A 16,447-nucleotide genomic window follows, 5' to 3' on the forward strand; every position below is an offset into this window, starting at 1 on the left:
CACCGGTCAGCAGTTCGGGACGCCCGGCAGCCATGCCTCGGCCACGTCGATGAAGATGTTGGAGACGTATCCGCCGTAGTCCGGGAGGTAGGACCAGGCGTCGTTGCTGTGGCCGTCGGCCTGGACGAGCTGGCCGTGCACCTGGCACTGCACGCGTACCGTCGTGGGGCCGGGGAGCTGTGCCACCCGGGTCGACGCACTCGTCGGCTGCTGACGGATGTTGACGTCGGTGCCCCAGGTCGGGAAGGACTTGGTCGGCGCACCGCTGCCGGTCCACAGATAGGTGACCGTGACCCAGCCGTTGTTGTTCAGGCCCACGTTGTAGAACGTGCCGTCCGCGAGGTCGATGCCCGCCGGGTTGAGTACCCGGCGGCCGGAGCCGTCCAGCCCGCCGTTGTAGCCGCTTTGGTAGGCGGCCTGCGCCTCGGGCCGGCCCTGCGGCAGGTCCTTGAACGTCTCGCGGACCGAGGACGGGTTCCAGTAGTCGTCGCGGGTGTTCCACGGCCCGACGTCCCACACGGGGGCGGTCTCGCAGCGCACGGGACCGCAGACGCGGACCGAGTACTGTCCGCTGCCCTTCGGGGAGAGGCCCCGGCGGGAGGGGAGCGCCACGAAGTGGTCGTTGGCGACGATCACGTGTCCGTTGGCCGTGGTACCGCCGACCAGCCCTTCCCGCGTCGCGTACACGCTGGTCGTGAAGGCCTCCGCGGCCACGGCTTCCTCGGCCGCAGCACCGAGTTCGCCGGTCAGACCCAGGGCCCGGACCGCCGGTGCGGCGCCGTCCGGCGCGGAGACCAGGGTGATTCGCGTCTGTACCCGGGTGACCGCCCGCGGCAGCCGGGCCGGTGAGCCGTCGCGCGCCTCGCGCCACTCGGTCCACCGGCCCAACCCGTCCTGTCCCCGTACGTCGACGGCGACCTGGGCTCCGGTGGACACGGTTGCGTCGACGTCCGGGGTGATCAGGTTCACCGCCCGTCCGAGATCCCGCACGGGGGACAGGGCCGTGCCCTGCCCGCGGGGAGAGCGGGACGAGGCGGGCCGCAGACCGGCGTCGCGAAGGCGCAGTGCGCCGCCGGCGCGACTGACGTTGCTCTCACCCCCGGTGGGTGCGGACAGGTCGGCCCGCCAGCTGACGGTTCCGCGCGGGGAGTCGCCCGCGGCGTCGTCGCGGGCGGCAGCGGGGCCGGCGGTGAGAGTGAGCGCGGCGACGGCCAGCACGGAGACGGCGACGGCCGGCCCCCTGCGGGCGGATATGGCGCGGGAGTTCGATCTCTGGTTGCGTCGCACGAAAGATCTCCTGGTCGGTGGGGAAGGGGGACTACGGGCAACGGTCCACGCCCGGAAGTGTGTCGCCGGGGGAGACGACGTAGATGTTCGTGATCCAGCCGCCGTACTGCGGCAGATAGGCCCACCAGTCGTTGGTGTACGGCGGGACGGACACGACGCCGCCCTGCTGCTGGCATCTCACGAGCACGTCCACTCCGGCGGGCAGCGTGGTGAGGGCGGCGGACGCGGTGGTGGGTGCCGAACGGACGCGGACACCGCTGCCCCACGTGGTGAACCGGGTGCCGGAGGGGCGGACGGCTCCGGGGACGTTCAGGGAGCCGGTGAGCGCGGTGACCTTGCTGTACGCGGTCCCGTACGGCGTGCCGTCCGGATGGAGGGTGAGGACGGCGACGATCGTCCGGTCGTCGGGTCCCACGGTCCCTGTCGTGTGCAGCGCCTCGGACGTCAGGTCGAGCGAGGGCGCGGCGGCGGGGGCCGAGGCAGGGGCAGGGGCAGCCGCAGCGACCGGGGCCGGAACCGGGGTGCAGCCGCCCGAAGTGAAGCCCGACCAGCCCTGCTTGACCGCACCCGGCGCCTCGAACGCCGATGGCAGACCGAAGTTCTGGTCGAAGCCGTCCGCCGCGCAGCGGGTGGACCGGTGCAGCGCCCCCAGGACGAGTTCCCGTACGGGAGCCGGCGCGGTGTCGAGGAGGTAGCGGTACACGCGGACGGTGTCCGCGGCGGTGGTCGCCGTGTAACCCCAGTAGCCGGGGTAGACCGCCGGCGGTGGGGCGGTGCCGGTGAGCGCCAGCCGGGTCACCATGCGGGTGATCACCGCGCTGCCGCCGCCCGTCGACCAGTAGTGGCTCGCGGCGGCGTCGTCGCTGCTGCTCAGCATCGCCGCGAGCCGGTCGCGGTCCGCCTGCGGAGGGTCGTACGCCGGCCCCCGGTTCCACAGGTAGTCAAGAGCCAGCAGCAGCTTCACCACCGACGCGGAGCGGAAGGCGCGGTCCGGATCATGCGACTCGGTGAACCGTCCGGTGATCCGGTCGAACACGGCGACGCCCGCGGTGACGTCCGCCGGGACGGTCACGGCGGTCCGGCTGTCCGGACGGGACGCGTGCGGCCCGGCACCGGAGTGCGGCAGGTCGGGCACGTACGACACGGGACGGGCGTCACCCGTGGCGGAGGGAGGGGAGCCGAGGGGCGCGGCCACCGCGTTCCCGGTGCACGCGACGATCAGCAGGCCGACGGTCGTCAGGAGGGCACCGAACAGCGGGGGGCGGCGAGTCGGGCGTGGGGGTGGCATGGGAGTGGGGGCTCCTAGGGGCACGGGCGCACCGGGCCGACGGCCTGGCGGCGGCGCTGTGGCTTCTGGCATGTGGCCGCCACGGTGATGCGCCCCGGCCGGCGGCGCAAGCAATTCGTTCCTGGTCGAAGAAGACCGTCCCGCGCTTGTCAGGGGCGCGGGGCACCGTTACGTTCCCGACGTCTCACCGCGCCTCCGCCCGGCTCCGGTCCGGGCCCCTTCCCCCCTAGGAGCATTCGTGAGGTTCCTCAGACGTCTTCCGTCCCTGCTCGCCGCGGCACTCCTGGCGATGGCCGGAATGTCGGCCGTCCCTGCCCAGGCCGCGGAGTCGGGCGCGACGGCCGCGCCCGTTTTCAAGGCGCCCTTCCCGTGCGGCCAGCGCTGGACGTACAGCCACCACTCGGCCGAGGTGCGCCGGGCACTGGACTTCGTGCGCTCCGACGGCGGCGCCACGGCCGGCACCCCGGTGCTGGCCTCGGCGGCCGGGACGGCCACCCGGTACTCGCAGCCGAGTGGGGCCGGAAACTACATCGCCATCAACCACGGCGGCGGCTGGACGACGTACTACTTCCACCTCTCCGCGTACTCCGTGCCGAGCGGCGCGTCCGTCGCCCAGGGGCAGCAGATCGGTGTCACGGGCAGCACGGGCAACTCCTCGGGGGCGCACATCCACTACGAGCAGCTGCTGAACGGAGTGGGCCAGAACATCGTCATCAACGGTGCGGGCCTGTCCTACCCCGGCAGCTACAACCAGGCGTTCCTGACCAGTGACAACGGCTGTGGTGGCAGCGGCTACCCGTTCAACACCTGGGGCAGCGGGGTCAACGTCCGCGCCGACGCCCGGGTGAGCGCTCCCGTCGTCACCACCCTCGCCGGTCCCACGGCCGTGCGGGTCCTGTGCCAGAAGCAGGGCGACACGGTCAACGCGGAGGGATACAGCAACAACTGGTGGAGCAAGCTGCGCGACCAGAACGGCTTCATCAGCAACATCTACATCGACCACCCGGCCGCGCAGTTGCCCGGTGTGCCGCTCTGCTGACCCTTCGGCGGACGCGGCCCGGCCGGGGGATTTCCGGCCGGGCCGCCTCGCATTCCGGCCGAACCCGCGAGGCGCCGCAGCAGATTTCTGGCATGCATGCGTCATTTCGGTGATGCGCGTAGAGTGCCGGTTGGGCGGACGCCGGTGAGCGTCCGCGACCACCGGGGGTGCGCAGTGCTGCGGGTGGAATTCACGAGCCGGGAACTCGCCGGCCTGCGCGTCGCGTCCCGCGTGGACCCACTGTGGGAGACCGCGCTCAGTCTCCACCTCCTCCAGAACCGGCAGGCGCCCCTCACGTTCGGTGCCTGGCGCCGCGAAGTGGGTGCGGCCCTGCGACGGGCCGGCCTCGAATCCGTGACCCGCGCGCTGACACGCCTCTGCCCGGACGGCTCGTACTTCCCCGACTTCCTGACGCCCGGCCGCGGGGACACCGATCTCGACACGGGCCTCGACCGGCTGTTGTCCACGCCCCGGCGCAGACTGCGCGCCGAACTCACCCGGCTCCACGCGCACACCGGCGGTCCGGTCCCCGCCGACGTACGACCGCTCGCCGACGGGTGTCCCCAAGCACTGCGGCGCCTCGGCTCGGCCCTGCGCGCCTACCACCGGGTCGCCGTCGAGCCCTACCTGTCCGCGATCGGTGCGCAGGCGGCGGCTGACCGGACCGTGCGGGCCCAGGCGGTCCTCGCCCACGGTGCCGAGGGGCTACTCACGGGATACGACCAACTGCCCGGATGGCGCTACAGCGACCGGCTGCTCTGTGCCCCGTACCCGGTGAATCGTGAACTTTCGCTCCACGGACGGGCGTTGACGCTCGTCCCGGCCTTCTTCTGCGTACGTGCCCCGCTGGCCCTCGTCGACGAGGAGCTGCCCCCGGTCCTCGTCCACCCGCTCTCACCAGCTCCCGGCTGGTTCGAACGCCGACGGGACGGCGGGGACGCCCCGGTGGCGCAGCTGATCGGTGCCTCGCGGGCCGAACTCCTGCGCATGCTGGACCGTCCGATGACCACGATGGACATCGCCGCGGCACTGCGGCTGGCACCGTCCACGGCCAGCCGCCACGCCACCGTGCTCCGCGAGGCGGGGCTGCTGCTCTCTCAACGCCAGGGCGTGCGGGTACTGCACCACAGGACGCGGCTCGGCCGGGCCGTCCTGGAGGGGTCCCTGCGGTGAGCGTCCGGTGGTGGCGGCCCGTCCCCCGGACGGACCGCCACCACCGCGTCCCCCGTGGCGGAGCCGCTCACCCGCGCCGCACGCTCAGAAACCGGTGAGCGTGATCTTCCCGATCGCCTTTCCGGATTCGAGAATCCCGTGGGCCTCGCGCAGGTGGGCGGCGGTGACGGCCCCCAGGTCGGTCGTGGCCGTGGTCCTGAGGATGCCCGCGTCCACGAGCCGGGCGATCTGCGTGAGGATGTGGTGCTGCGTGATCCGGTCCGCGGTCCGGTACAGCGAGCGGGTGAACATCAGCTCCCAGTGGAAGGAGATGCTCTTCGACTTCAGCGCACCGATCTCCACGGGGCCGAAGTCGTCGATCGCCACGATCTGTCCGTGCGGATTCAGCACCTCGGCGTACGCGGCGAGGTTGCGGTCGGTGCCCGCCGTGCTGAAGACGTAGTCGACTCCTCCCGGGGCCACCTCCGCCACCTGTCCGGGCAGCGGCCGGTGGTGGTCGACCACGTGCTCCACGCCCATCCGGCGAGCGAAGTCGGCGCTCTCGGGGCGTGAAGCGGTGCCCACGACCGTGAGGCTGGTGAGGGCCCGCGCCAGCTGCGCGACCATGGCGCCCACGCCGCCCGCCGCCGCGGTCACCAGGAGCGCGCCCTGCTGCTCCATGGCTCCCCGGCGCAGGCCCAGGCGTTCGAAAAGGCCCTCCCAGGCGGTGAGTGAGGTCAGCGGCAGCGCCGCTGCCTCCGTGAACGACAGGGTGGCGGGCTTGCGTCCCACGATCCGCTCATCGACCACCTGATACTGGGCGTTCGAGCCGGGACGGTCGACCGCCCCCGCGTAGAACACGTCGTCGCCGACCCGGAAGAGCTCCACCGCCTCGCCCACCGCCACCACGGTGCCCGCGGCGTCCCAGCCCAGGACCTTCGCCTCCCCTCCGGGGTCGCTGTTCTGCCGCACCTTGTAGTCCACCGGGTTGACCGCGACCGCAGCCACCTCGACCAGCAGGTCGTGCGGGCCGGGACGGGGTACCGGCAGCTCGGCGTCCAGCAGGCTCTCGTGGTCCTGGACCGGCAGACTCTTGCGGTACACGACCGCGCGCATCGTCGTGCCTTCTGCTGCGCTCATTGCTCTTCTGCTCCTTCTGCGGGCCGGGCTGTCCTGCGGCGGACCGCCCCGGGATGGTCCGAGGAGGTCCCGATGCCGTGGGATCACGCACGACCAGGGGATCGCCGCCTCGGTGATGATCGACGGATTCACGCTATCGCTGAGGGGGCAGTAACCTGCAAGGGCACATACTTCCCAATGGGAAGTATGAAGGATCCACACCGAGGACGAGGACCGCCCGATGACCATGACCTGCGGAAACGACGCGCACGAGCACCATGATGTGTACGCGGCGCAGTGTCCGTGCCGAGAGGTGCTCGACCTCCTGGCCAACAAGTGGTCCGCCCTGGCCATCGGAGCGATGGAGGCCGGCCCCCAGCGGTTCGGCGCACTCCAGCGCCGCCTGCAGGGCGTCAGCCCGAAAGTGCTGACCAGCACGTTGCGGCGCCTGGAGGAGAAGGGGCTCGTCACCCGGACCATCTACCCGGCGGTTCCCCTGCACGTCGAGTACAACCTGACCGCGCTCGGCGAGAGCGTGGCCGAACCGCTCGGACAGCTCCGTCTGTGGGTCGAGAACCATCTCGACGACATCCAGGAAGCGAGCTCGTGACCGGAGTCGTTCCCCTCGGCGGCCGGCGGTGCCGCTCCGCCTGATCCTCGCCCCAGTGACGGCTGCGGTCATGCGCCGGGCCCGGGGGCGGCGGCCCCATCGTGCTTCCATCCCCAGGCGGTGAGCATGCCTGCCGACACCGCTGCGCACTCGCCGCTCCCCAGATACCGGACCGCCTCGTCGACCGCCTCGTCGTCGACGAGACCCGTGGCGGTCATGGCGGCCCTGCCGCGTTCCCATGTCTCGGCCCAGAAACGGCTGATGGCACTGCCCGGCAGCAGCGGCGGCACGTGGATCTCGGCGGCCACGGACCCGAGCCCCGCCTCACGCAGAAGCCGCGGGTACGACGGCACCCAGGACACGTCGGTGCCGATCGCTGCCCGCAGTCCCTGCCACATCGCCCGCATCGCCGTCGCGTAGGGCGTGTCCGGCGTCTCGTCGCTCGTGAGGTCGACGGCATCGCTGAGGACCAGCACACCACCGGGCGCGACGAGTCCGGCCAGCGCTGAGATCAGACGTTCCCGTTCCGGCAGGTGCATGAGCACGAAGCGCGCGTGGACGAGCCTGAACCGCCCCGACACGAAGCCGGGGGCGGTGACGTCGGCTTCCAGCACTTCGAGCCCGGGCACCTGCAGCCCCCCGCCGACGAACCGTACGTCGCGGTCCACGGCGAGCACGCTCGCCACCCCGGCTTCCCGCAGCAGCCGGCGGGAGACCGTTCCGGTGCCGGCACCCACGTCGAGGCAGTGCCATCCGGGGCCCACTCCAAGGGCGCGCAGCCGCGCCAGGGTGATGTCGTCGTAGGCGAGGGCACCGAAGTCGATACGTTCTCCCTCTCCGGCCTGTCCGGGGCGGAAGAGGGATTCGCCGTAGCGGCCGTCGTCGCGGCCGCTCGCGCCCCTGCCGGCGTTCACGGTACGACCGGCGCGGAGTGCGGGCCGTCGTCGACGGGGCTTCGCCCCCGGCCGGCGGCGGACCGGTACGGCAGCTCGTCCATCAGTCCCATGACAGAACCTTCCACGTCGTGGTGCGGTGCCCGGCGTAACGCCTTGAAGGGCGCTGCCCACCGATCCTCCACCGGAGCCAGGCCGTGGTGCCGAGGCGCGCCGTACCCGGGCCCGGTCGGCCCCGGCTGTGCGCCGCCCGGATCGTCGGGGCTGTCCCGTATCTGAGGTCCGCGAGGACAGGCGGCCGCAGGTGGGAGGTGCCCTACGATCCGCGCATGACCGAATCGGTCGAAATCGGACAGCGTGTGGCACGCTGGAGTGGGCATCGGGTCCGCCGCGCACGAAGCGGCGGGTCCTCGTCCCCGCTTCGGATGCACGTACACGGGAGAGATTGATGAGCAGGACGGCGGCGATAGTCGCACACAGGATCCGGCAGCTGGTCGGCATGAAGAAGAGGGCCGACGGGATCGCTCTGGGCGACGAGAGACTGAGGAACGAGGGCGACCGGGCGATCGCGCGGGAGCGGGCCTGGGAATCGCCCGCCGGCCCGGCGGAGCCGCCGCGGTCATGACCGCGGCGCTCGCGCGTCGCCCGACGGGATCGCCCAGGGTGGCCCCGGCTCCGGGGAGCCTTACGGCGAAGCGGGTCCGGCGACGCGTCTGACGAACCGGGTGTCCCGTTCCGACAGGTACGTGACCGGCCCGGCGGACCTGAGCACCACGTCGAGTGCCCGGTCCGGATCACCGGAGTAACACCCACTGGCCCAGGCGGCGTTGGCCTCGATGACCGCCCAGCGTCCCTCCCGGGGAGAGGCGCGTCCACCTGCCCCTCGGCCCGGATGAGCGTGGTCGTCGCCCCGCCGGTACGGCTGCGCCCGTGCCGTACCGAACGGTGTCAGTGAGGGCCGTTCGAGGACGAGTTGTCGTAGGTGCCGTTGGGCTTGGCGCGGTACGGGTAGCGGCCGGCCTTCCGGCCCCGGCGCACCCGCCGCCCGCACAGGAACAGCACGGTGACGACGATCAGCATGAGCAGGGTGACCCCGATACCGCCCAGTGTCAGTGCTGTCGCCATCTCCGGAGCATACGAGACCGCGCGAGAACCCGGCAATGGATCCGTTGCCCGGCCCGACCCCGACGACCGGTCCCGGCTCCCCGCGTGCGTCCGTGCCCGGGCATCCGGTCCCCGGCCCGCCCGTCCCGTGCAACGACGACGGGCATCCGGTCCCCGGCCCGCCCGTCCCGTGCAACGACGCTCTGCCCGCGGCGAATCTGCCGCGGGCAGAGACCGGTGACTCCGCCGGCCGGGACGGACAAGAGTGGAGGGACCGCGGCCGCGACGGCCGCTCCACCACCAGGAGGCCCGCATGTCGCCGTACCCCGCCCACCCCCCGCGCGCCGCCGACGAGGACACGCCCGCCACGCGCTACGACGACCATCTCGCGGCCCAGCTCCTCGCCCAGCGGATCGTCTTCCTCGGGACCCAGGTGGACGAGGTCTCCGCCAACCGGGTCTGCGCGCAACTGCTGCTCCTCTCGGCCGAGGACCCCCGCACCGACATCAGCCTCTACATCAACAGCCCGGGCGGGTCCGTGACCGCAGGGCTGGCCATCTACGACACGATGCAGCTCGTCCCGAACGACGTCTCGACCCTCGCCATGGGCTTCGCCGCGTCCATGGGGCAGTTCCTGCTCACCGTCGGCGCGAAGGGCAAGCGCTTCGTCCTGCCGAACGCAAGGATCATGATGCACCAGCCGTCGGCCGGCATCGGCGGCACCGCATCCGACATCGCGATCCAGGCGGAGAACCTGGAGTTCACCAAGCGGGCGGTCGAGCGGATCACCGCCGCGCACACGGGGCAGTCCGCGGAGACGATCTCCCGGGACGGCGACCGGGACCGGTGGTTCACGGCGGAGGAGGCCAAGGCCTACGGCATGGCCGACCACGTCGTGGCATCGCTCGACACCGTCCGGCCGGCCGCCTCACGACGACGGATGGGACTCTGACATGGGCCAGTACACGATTCCGAACGTCGTCGAGCGCACGCCCCAGGGGGAACGGTCCTACGACGTCTTCAGCCGCCTCCTCTCCGAGCGGATCATCTTCATCGGTACGGAGATCGACGACGGGGTCGCCAACGTGGTCATCGCGCAGCTGCTCCACCTGGAGTCGGCGAACCCCGGTGCCGAGATCGCGATCTATCTCAACTCCCCGGGCGGATCGCCCACCTCGCTCATGGCGATCTACGACACGATGTGCTTCGTGTCCGCCCCCATCGCGACGTTCTGCGTCGGCCAGGCCGCCTCGACCGCGGCGGTGCTGCTCGCCGGCGGGGACCCCGGCCGGCGGTTCGTCCTGGAGCACTCCCGGGTGCTGCTGGGGCAGCCCGCGAGCGCCGGCCGGCAGGGCACCGTCTCCGATCTGCGGCTCCACGCCGCGGAGATGCAGAGGGTCCGCTCGCAGGTCGAGGAGGTCCTGGCCCGGCACACACCGCACGACCCCGCGACGCTCCGCGCGGACACGGACCGGGACAGGATCCTCACCGCGCAGGAGGCGGTGGCGTACGGGCTGGCCGACGAGGTCCTCAGCCGCCGCATGGTGACCGCCGCCTGAACAGCGCTCCCGGCGGTGCCACCCGGGCACGGAACGGGAGCGGCCCGGCGGACTCCCCGTCCGCCGGGCGCCGCGCCGACGCGACCGGCTCCTTCACCCGGGCGCGCACGGCCGCTCACCTTCGCCGCCGCAGCGCGTCCGACACGCGGGGAAGTTCCTCGTGGAGGAGCCGGCCGACCAACGCCGCTCCGAACACGACGACGCCCACACCGACCAGCCAGGACTGGAGGATCAGGACCGTCCCCACCGGGCCGTAACTGGCGGTGCTGGAGGCGATCAACGGGGTGAAGACGATCCTGGAGAAGACACGAAGGCCGAGCAGCCCGATCACGGTGAGCACGGCGCCGGGCAGCAGTGCGGCCCAGGGGATCCTCCCGCCCAGCAGCAGGCGCTGCGACCACCAGAAGAAGAGGACGGCGCTCCCCGATGCGAGGACCCCGCCCAGGGGCGGCCTGTGCAGGAGCTGGGTCGTGGCGGACACGAAGATGTACCCGGCGAAGACACCGAGCCACGCCAGATGGCGCCATGTTGCCCACCAGCGAGCCGGAACCAGGTCCCAGACCTTCTCGTAGCCGGTCTGCACGGCTGACCCGAAGCTCAGCCCGAACGCCGCGAGCGCGGCGAGGCCGAACGCGGTCGTGGTCTGGAGTGCCTGGCCGGGCAGGGCGAACAGCTTCTCGACGTGCTTCCTGGAGGCGGCGGACACGCCGAGCGCCTGGCCCAGCCACTGGGCGAATCCCTGCCCGTGCCGGTCCGCCGCGGAGACGATGATCAGAAGAGGGATGAGTGTCAGGAATCCGAGCGCGGCGAAGCTCAGGGCCCGCTGCCCCAGTTCGAGCTCGCGGCCCCTCCGCCATCCGCGCCCCGGCGGGGAGTGGCTGACCATGCGGTGCAGCCGGTCGAACCACGATGGCCGGTTCGCGGCACTTGAGGGATTCATTCGCATCTCTGTCGATTACCACGGTCCGAGCGTCCGCCGTGTGAGGGCACGGCGCGGAATCTCGGCGCGGACGCCCACCGGGGCGGGACCGCCCGCCCGCCCGGTCGCGGTCGGTGAGGGGGCCGGCCCCGAGGCCGGGCGGATCCCCGACGCCGAGGGGTTGTCGCGACGCCGGCGTAACGCGTTATCAAACGGTGCAAATAGGGGCATTAGTGTGCATAGGATGCTGCGCATGACGACGTCCTCCCCGTTCAGGATCGTGCAGCGGTCCGCCTCGTACTGGCGTGTGACCTTTGACAGTCCGCCGATCAACCTGGTCGGCTTCGACACGTTCGCGGCGCTCGCCGATCTGGTCGACCGGATGGAAGCCGACGAAGACCTGAAGGTGGTGGTCTTCGACAGCGCGAATCCGGATTTCTTCCTGGCGCACTTCGACCTGGTTCCCCCGAAGCAGCCCTACGCGGGGCCGCCCTGGCTCGAAACCGCGGCGCGCATGGCCCGTTCCCGCGTCATCAGTATCGCCTCGATCCGCGGCCGGGCGCGTGGAGTGGGCAACGAGTTCACCCTGGCCTGCGACATGCGCTTCGCCAGCAAGGAGAAGGCCGTCCTGGGGCAGCCCGAAGTGGGCGCCGGAATCACCCCGGGCGGCGGAGGCACGGAACGGCTTCCCCTGTTGGTGGGACGAGGGCGTGCGCTGGAGATCATCGCGGCGGCCGACGACTTCGACGCGGAGACGGCCGAACGGTACGGCTGGATCAACCGCGCACTGCCCGACGCCGAACTGGACGCCTACGTGGACCGCGTCGCCACGCGCATCGCGTCCTTCGACCGGCAGCCGCTGGCAGAGGTCAAGGCCCTCATCGACCGGTCCACCCTGCCGGCCGAGGACGACCTGGTGGCCGGTCAGAACACCTTCCGTGCGTCGCTGACCTGGCCGGAAGCGGCCGAACGGATCCGCCGGCTGCTGGAGCGGGGGATGCAGCAGCCCGGCGAACTCGAATTGCGGCTGGGGGAGCACATCGCGGAACACTGAGCGCGTCCGGCGAGGCGAACGAAGTCCGACGGCAGCCCTCCGCACACCGGCCGAGATTCGCACGTTGAACTTTCGGCGGACGTGGTTCGTGGTCTGTGTGGACTGATTCGTCGGGGTAAGCGGTGGTACGAGCGAGCCGCCCGGCAGGCGCGATCCGGGGCCCCACGGCGCCCATCGACCACCGCCAAGCGTCCGCGCGGCTCCGGCCGCACCCTGCCGTTGTCGACCGCTGCTGAAGGATGACCCGCTGTGAGCAGTCCTCGCATTCTGATCGCCGGAGCCGGAATCTCCGGCATGGCCCTGGCCAAGGCGCTCCTCGACCGTGGTTTCTCCGCGGACGTCGTCGAGCGGCGTGCGGAATCGGCCCAGGCGCTCGGTGCGGGGATCTACCTCCCGGCGAACGCCGTCCGTGCGCTCCGGACCATCGGAGTGGGGGACGAGGTCGCAGGACTGGCGTCTCCTGTGGCGCGCCAGAGCCTCCTCGACCACCGCGGCCGTCCGCTCGCCTCGTTCGACGTGGAGCGGATCTGGGGCGAGGTCGGTCCCTGCCTGGCCATCACCCGGGCCGAGCTGCACCAGGTGCTGCGCAGAGCCGTCGACGGGGCGATCGTGCGTCACGACACGGCGGTGACGGCAGTGGGCCACGACGGGACCGTGACGTTCGCCGACGGAGCCACCCGCGCCTACGACCTGGTGGTCGGGGCGGACGGCATAAACTCCGCCGTGCGGCGCTCCCGCTTCGGCGGTCCCGAGCCGCGCTTCCTCGGGCAGGTGTGCTGGCGGTTCATCGCCGACGACACCGCGATTCCCGGAATCACCGACTGGACCGCGCGTCTGGGCGACCGGGGCCGGACGTTCCTGACGGTGCAGCTGGGAGCGGGCCGGGTCTACTGCTACGCCGATATCAACAGTGCCGCCGCGACTGCTCCGGCAGGTGACTGGCGCACCCTGTTCGCCGACTTCGCCGGCCCGGTCCCGCGTCTGCTGGAACAGGGGGCGGACGCCCACTTCGCCGCACTGCGCGAGAGTGAGAACACAGTCTGGACGCATCCCGGCGTCGCCCTGATCGGTGACGCGGCCCACACCTTCTCCCCGAGCATGGCCCAGGGCGGCGCCATGGCCATCGAAGACGCCCTGGTCCTCGCCGACACCCTCGGGACGACACAGGACGTGTCCGCGGCACTCGCCGCGTTCCAGGACCGCCGAGGTGAGCGAGTCGCCTGGGTGGTCTCGCAGAACCACCGCCGTGACAAGGCCCGCAACCTGCCCGCCTTTCTGCGCGACTTCACTCTGCGCCGGGCGGGGGAACGCATGTTCAAGGCCAATCACGCACCCCTGCACGCACTTCCGTAGCCGGAGAAGGAGTCGGAGCCGCAGCCGGGGCTGACGCGGAGCGGCTCCCCTCCGACGGGTCAGGCCACCCAGGTGCTCGTCATGCCGAGGACGCGGGAGCCGTCGGGGTCCGCCAGTTTCGGCGCGATGAACGTGCGCGCGGCGTCAGAGGTCTGCGCTCGCAGCGGCGGCTCGTCCGAGTCGAGCGCCGCGACGATCGCGGCCGCGGCGTCCGCGGCCGTCTGCGCGTGCGCGAACGCTCCGGCGGTACGGACCAGATAGGCGTCCAGGGCCGGGGTGTACGGCCCCATGCGATCCAGCAGCTCGCTCCGGTCCTCGGGAATGCCGACGTTGGCGACGAACTCACTGGCGACGGCGGCCGGCTCGATCAGTGTCACCCGCACCCCCACGGTGGCGGCGACGGGCGCGAGGGACTCCATGTACCCCTCGACCGCGAACTTCGCCGCGCAGTACGCCTCGTTGAAGGGCTGTCCCACCACGCCGCCGACACTCGTGACGGTGAGCACGCGGCCGCCGGAGGCACGGAGATGGGGCATGGCGGCAGCGGTGGCGTGCAGGACGCCGAAGAAGTTCACCTCCATGACGCGCCTGGCCGCGTCGACCCCGTCGGTCTCCAGCGTTCCCACGTGACCGGAGCCCGCGTTGTTGACCAGTGCGTGCAGGGCTCCGTGATCGGCGACAACCGCAGCGATGCACTCCGCCACGGAGCCGGGGTCGGTCACGTCGAGGCGCCTGACCTCGACGCGCTCGGTCACGCCCGCGGCCTCCGCCGCCTCCCGCAGCGCGTCCGCCTTGCCCGGATCACGCATGGTGGCGACGACACGCCATCCGGAGCGAGCCGCGCGGACGGCCGTCTCCAGGCCGATCCCGCTGGAGGTTCCGGTGATCACCACGGTCTTGTCTGTCATGAGGGCACTCGCATTCGTCAGCGCGGCCTGGGCCGCTCGGGAGGACCGCGCCTCCGGCACGATGCCGGAGAAGCGATGTCCGATGGTGTCCCTTGGAGTGCGCTCCAGCGCAAATCCGGCCGCCACGTCCTGCCGGGACCGTAGCGCCGAGGACGCGGTTGTGCATCCCGGGGGCGGTGACCGGTTCGCACAGTGGGCTCGCCGAATCGGAGGGAGCAGGGGCAGAGGCATGAGGCCGACGGGAGGAGGCGGGCGGCAGCAGCCGTCGGGCCGCTGGAAGATCCGGCTGCCGGCTCAGGGGCACCGCAGCGGTGCTGCGGGTCCGCGTCCGGCCGAGATCACCGGCAGTGACGGGTGAGCGGCGCGAGGTGGCCGCTACAGCCATCCACGACGAGCGGCCTGCCAGGCGAGCTGCATCCGGGTGGTGGCCCCCGCGACGCTCATCAGGTGCTGAATGTGGCGCTGGACCGTGCGGCGGCTCAGTCCCATCTGACTCGCGATGGCCTTGTCCGTGATGCCCGCGATCAGGAGTGACAGCAGTCGGCGGTCGGTCTCCCGCAGAGGTGCCGTTCCGGGCGAGTCGTCGGTACCGGTGACCGCCCCGGAGTCGCTGACGTGCAGGGGTACGGCGTCCTCCCAGTAACGCTCGAACAGGGCGGTGAGAGCCTCAAGGAGGCTGCTGTCGCGGACCAACGCCGCGGTGGGTTCGACCGGGCTGCCTGCCGGGCCGCCCGGTACCAGCGGGCAGATGGCGATGGCCCGGTCGGCGACGGCGAGCCGCAGGGGGAGGTGGGGTACCGAACGAGCGACCTCGCCCGCACCGACGGAGCTAACAACGTTGTCAACGGCGCCTTCGTCGTCGAAGAACGCGCGCTCGTACAGCACGCGGTAGCGGACTCCGCGCGCCAGCGCCTCGTACTCGGCCGTGTTGCTGCCCGACGGCATGGCGACGTACTGGGCCTTGCAGAACCACAGCATCTCGTGGCGGGCGTTGTCCTGGAGTTGGCGCAGGTGCTGACGCAGCGCCTCGGCTCCGGTGATGACCTCGATGAGCTGGCCGGCATCCTGGCGCCGCCGGGTACCGCGGTAGCTCTCCAGCAGGTCGGTGACCGCGGCCCGTGCCTGGTCGAGTGCGTCCGCGTTGCGCTGCAGGCGGGGCAGCAGTGCCACATCCGGAGGGGAGGCCGTGAAGTGGTGAGGCTGCCGGTCGGTGGTGCTGGCGAGCCCCATGGTCGCAAGAGTGGCGAGGACGCCCTCGGCCTGTCCGTATGTGAGGCCGGTCTGCGCGGCGATCTCGTCGGCCGACGCCGTCGAAGTCGCTATCAGAAGCCGGTAGACGGTCTCCTCGACCGCGGTGAGACCAGCTGCCTCTAGCATGCAGCCTCCCTGTTGGCTCCGGCTGACACGCCCCTGCGTATCCGCCACACATATTGTCAAAGACCGGACTGTACATGACTGCCGCCCGCACTCCGCTGAGGGTGTGGAGCGTACGGCGACACCAACGGCATGTGCCGGGTCAGTGAACGCGGCCCGTCCACCGCCGACCGGGCGAGTGGCGAAACACGCCGCTCGCAGGATCTGTCGGCGCCGTACGCCGTGTCACTGGTACGAGGTGTCGCAGATGCGACATGTCTCAACGGCGCCACGGTCGGTGCCGGAGTGTTCACCCCGTCTCGGCGCGAAATCCCGGGCGGACGCGAGGGGAAGGGCGATGGGCGGCCGTCGAGTCACTCGGGGAAGTCGAGGAACGTTCTCCGGTCCCGCTTCGGAGCGGTGTGATTCCGTCAGGAATTGTTCGGCGGCAGGCGAAAGAAATGCAGTCGAGCGGTTTCTGATCGCCGAATGGTTGAGGTGTCCCGAGGTCGTCCCTCGCCTGTACGGAAACTCAGTCGATCCTCTTTTCGGCGGATCCTCCCTCCGGCGAACACTTCTGAACACCACGGGCCGAGACGGGGCGGTCGGCGGAATTCGCCGACCGCACCCAGCCCTTCCGGGTGGAATCACTACCCCGCCCCCCACGGAGGGGTCGCGCCCACACCACCCGGAGCCTTCGGCCGTCCCGATCCGGATGCGCGGCCTTCGCTCCGGCCGCACTTCAGAGTGCGGTACCGAGGATGATCAGTCACCTTCCCGGCCTGTCCAGAGTGCGCCAAGTCGCTGTT

Annotated in this window: 16 protein-coding genes; 8 read left to right on the top strand and 8 right to left on the bottom strand. The window is 71.4% G+C overall.

Annotated features, from left to right (window positions below; all coding sequences use genetic code 11):
* Nucleotides 1–6: 6 nt before the first annotated feature.
* Complete coding sequence (locus ACFYY2_RS03370) at nt 7–1,287, bottom strand: hypothetical protein (protein WP_388736341.1); 1,281 nt, start codon at nt 1,285–1,287, stop codon at nt 7–9.
* A 31-nt stretch (nt 1,288–1,318) separates the two neighbouring features.
* A complete protein-coding gene (locus tag ACFYY2_RS03375) occupies nt 1,319–2,575 on the bottom strand; it encodes a hypothetical protein (protein ID WP_388736344.1) in 1,257 nt (418 codons plus the stop codon).
* A gap of 238 nt (nt 2,576–2,813) precedes the next feature.
* Here ACFYY2_RS03375 and ACFYY2_RS03380 point away from each other — a divergent pair, with 238 nt between their 5' ends.
* Nucleotides 2,814–3,614 (top strand): peptidoglycan DD-metalloendopeptidase family protein, encoded by an 801-nt coding sequence (locus ACFYY2_RS03380; RefSeq protein ID WP_388736347.1) that lies wholly within the window; start codon nt 2,814–2,816, stop codon nt 3,612–3,614.
* A gap of 183 nt (nt 3,615–3,797) precedes the next feature.
* Nucleotides 3,798–4,787: an ArsR/SmtB family transcription factor gene (locus ACFYY2_RS03385; protein WP_388736349.1), complete on the top strand. Its 990-nt coding sequence runs from the start codon at nt 3,798–3,800 to the stop codon at nt 4,785–4,787.
* Nucleotides 4,788–4,871: 84 nt separating this feature from the next.
* Here ACFYY2_RS03385 and ACFYY2_RS03390 read toward each other — a convergent pair whose 3' ends face one another.
* Nucleotides 4,872–5,906 (bottom strand): zinc-binding alcohol dehydrogenase family protein, encoded by a 1,035-nt coding sequence (locus ACFYY2_RS03390; protein ID WP_388736352.1) that lies wholly within the window; start codon nt 5,904–5,906, stop codon nt 4,872–4,874.
* Nucleotides 5,907–6,126: 220 nt separating this feature from the next.
* Between ACFYY2_RS03390 and ACFYY2_RS03395 the strand changes: the two genes are divergently transcribed.
* Nucleotides 6,127–6,495 carry a winged helix-turn-helix transcriptional regulator gene (locus ACFYY2_RS03395; protein WP_388736354.1) on the top strand — a complete coding sequence of 123 codons (369 nt, stop codon included), beginning with the start codon at nt 6,127–6,129 and terminating at the stop codon, nt 6,493–6,495.
* A 68-nt stretch (nt 6,496–6,563) separates the two neighbouring features.
* Here the strand turns inward: ACFYY2_RS03395 and ACFYY2_RS03400 are convergent, their stop codons facing one another.
* A complete protein-coding gene (locus ACFYY2_RS03400) occupies nt 6,564–7,409 on the bottom strand; it encodes a class I SAM-dependent methyltransferase (RefSeq protein ID WP_388736357.1) in 846 nt (281 codons plus the stop codon).
* Nucleotides 7,410–7,836: 427 nt separating this feature from the next.
* On the opposite strand from ACFYY2_RS03400, the gene ACFYY2_RS03405 reads away from it, so the two are divergent.
* Nucleotides 7,837–8,013 carry a hypothetical protein gene (locus tag ACFYY2_RS03405; protein ID WP_388736360.1) on the top strand — a complete coding sequence of 59 codons (177 nt, stop codon included), beginning with the start codon at nt 7,837–7,839 and terminating at the stop codon, nt 8,011–8,013.
* A gap of 323 nt (nt 8,014–8,336) precedes the next feature.
* Here the strand turns inward: ACFYY2_RS03405 and ACFYY2_RS03410 are convergent, their stop codons facing one another.
* Nucleotides 8,337–8,513, bottom strand: a complete 177-nt coding sequence (locus ACFYY2_RS03410; RefSeq protein WP_388736362.1) for a hypothetical protein — start codon at nt 8,511–8,513, stop codon at nt 8,337–8,339.
* A gap of 292 nt (nt 8,514–8,805) precedes the next feature.
* Here ACFYY2_RS03410 and ACFYY2_RS03415 point away from each other — a divergent pair, with 292 nt between their 5' ends.
* Nucleotides 8,806–9,444: an ATP-dependent Clp protease proteolytic subunit gene (locus tag ACFYY2_RS03415; protein WP_388736365.1), complete on the top strand. Its 639-nt coding sequence runs from the start codon at nt 8,806–8,808 to the stop codon at nt 9,442–9,444.
* Between the two features lies 1 nt (nt 9,445).
* On the top strand, nt 9,446–10,051 hold the full coding sequence (locus tag ACFYY2_RS03420; protein WP_388736367.1) for a ClpP family protease: 606 nt from the start codon (nt 9,446–9,448) through the stop codon (nt 10,049–10,051).
* Nucleotides 10,052–10,166: 115 nt separating this feature from the next.
* Here the strand turns inward: ACFYY2_RS03420 and ACFYY2_RS03425 are convergent, their stop codons facing one another.
* The gene (locus ACFYY2_RS03425; protein WP_388736371.1) at nt 10,167–10,991 is read right to left on the bottom strand and encodes a ribonuclease BN; all 825 of its coding nucleotides are present in this window, start codon (nt 10,989–10,991) and stop codon (nt 10,167–10,169) included.
* A 232-nt stretch (nt 10,992–11,223) separates the two neighbouring features.
* On the opposite strand from ACFYY2_RS03425, the gene ACFYY2_RS03430 reads away from it, so the two are divergent.
* Nucleotides 11,224–12,024 carry an enoyl-CoA hydratase/isomerase family protein gene (locus tag ACFYY2_RS03430; protein ID WP_388736373.1) on the top strand — a complete coding sequence of 267 codons (801 nt, stop codon included), beginning with the start codon at nt 11,224–11,226 and terminating at the stop codon, nt 12,022–12,024.
* Nucleotides 12,025–12,273: 249 nt separating this feature from the next.
* Nucleotides 12,274–13,377: an FAD-dependent monooxygenase gene (locus ACFYY2_RS03435; protein WP_388736375.1), complete on the top strand. Its 1,104-nt coding sequence runs from the start codon at nt 12,274–12,276 to the stop codon at nt 13,375–13,377.
* A gap of 59 nt (nt 13,378–13,436) precedes the next feature.
* Here the strand turns inward: ACFYY2_RS03435 and ACFYY2_RS03440 are convergent, their stop codons facing one another.
* A complete protein-coding gene (locus ACFYY2_RS03440; protein ID WP_388736378.1) occupies nt 13,437–14,285 on the bottom strand; it encodes an SDR family NAD(P)-dependent oxidoreductase in 849 nt (282 codons plus the stop codon).
* A gap of 375 nt (nt 14,286–14,660) precedes the next feature.
* Nucleotides 14,661–15,662: a helix-turn-helix domain-containing protein gene (locus ACFYY2_RS03445; RefSeq protein ID WP_388736381.1), complete on the bottom strand. Its 1,002-nt coding sequence runs from the start codon at nt 15,660–15,662 to the stop codon at nt 14,661–14,663.
* Between the last annotated feature and the right edge of the window lie 785 nt (nt 15,663–16,447).

The organism is Streptomyces sp. NPDC001822, assembly GCF_042892135.1.
Taxonomy (GTDB): Bacteria; Actinomycetota; Actinomycetes; order Streptomycetales; family Streptomycetaceae; genus Streptomyces.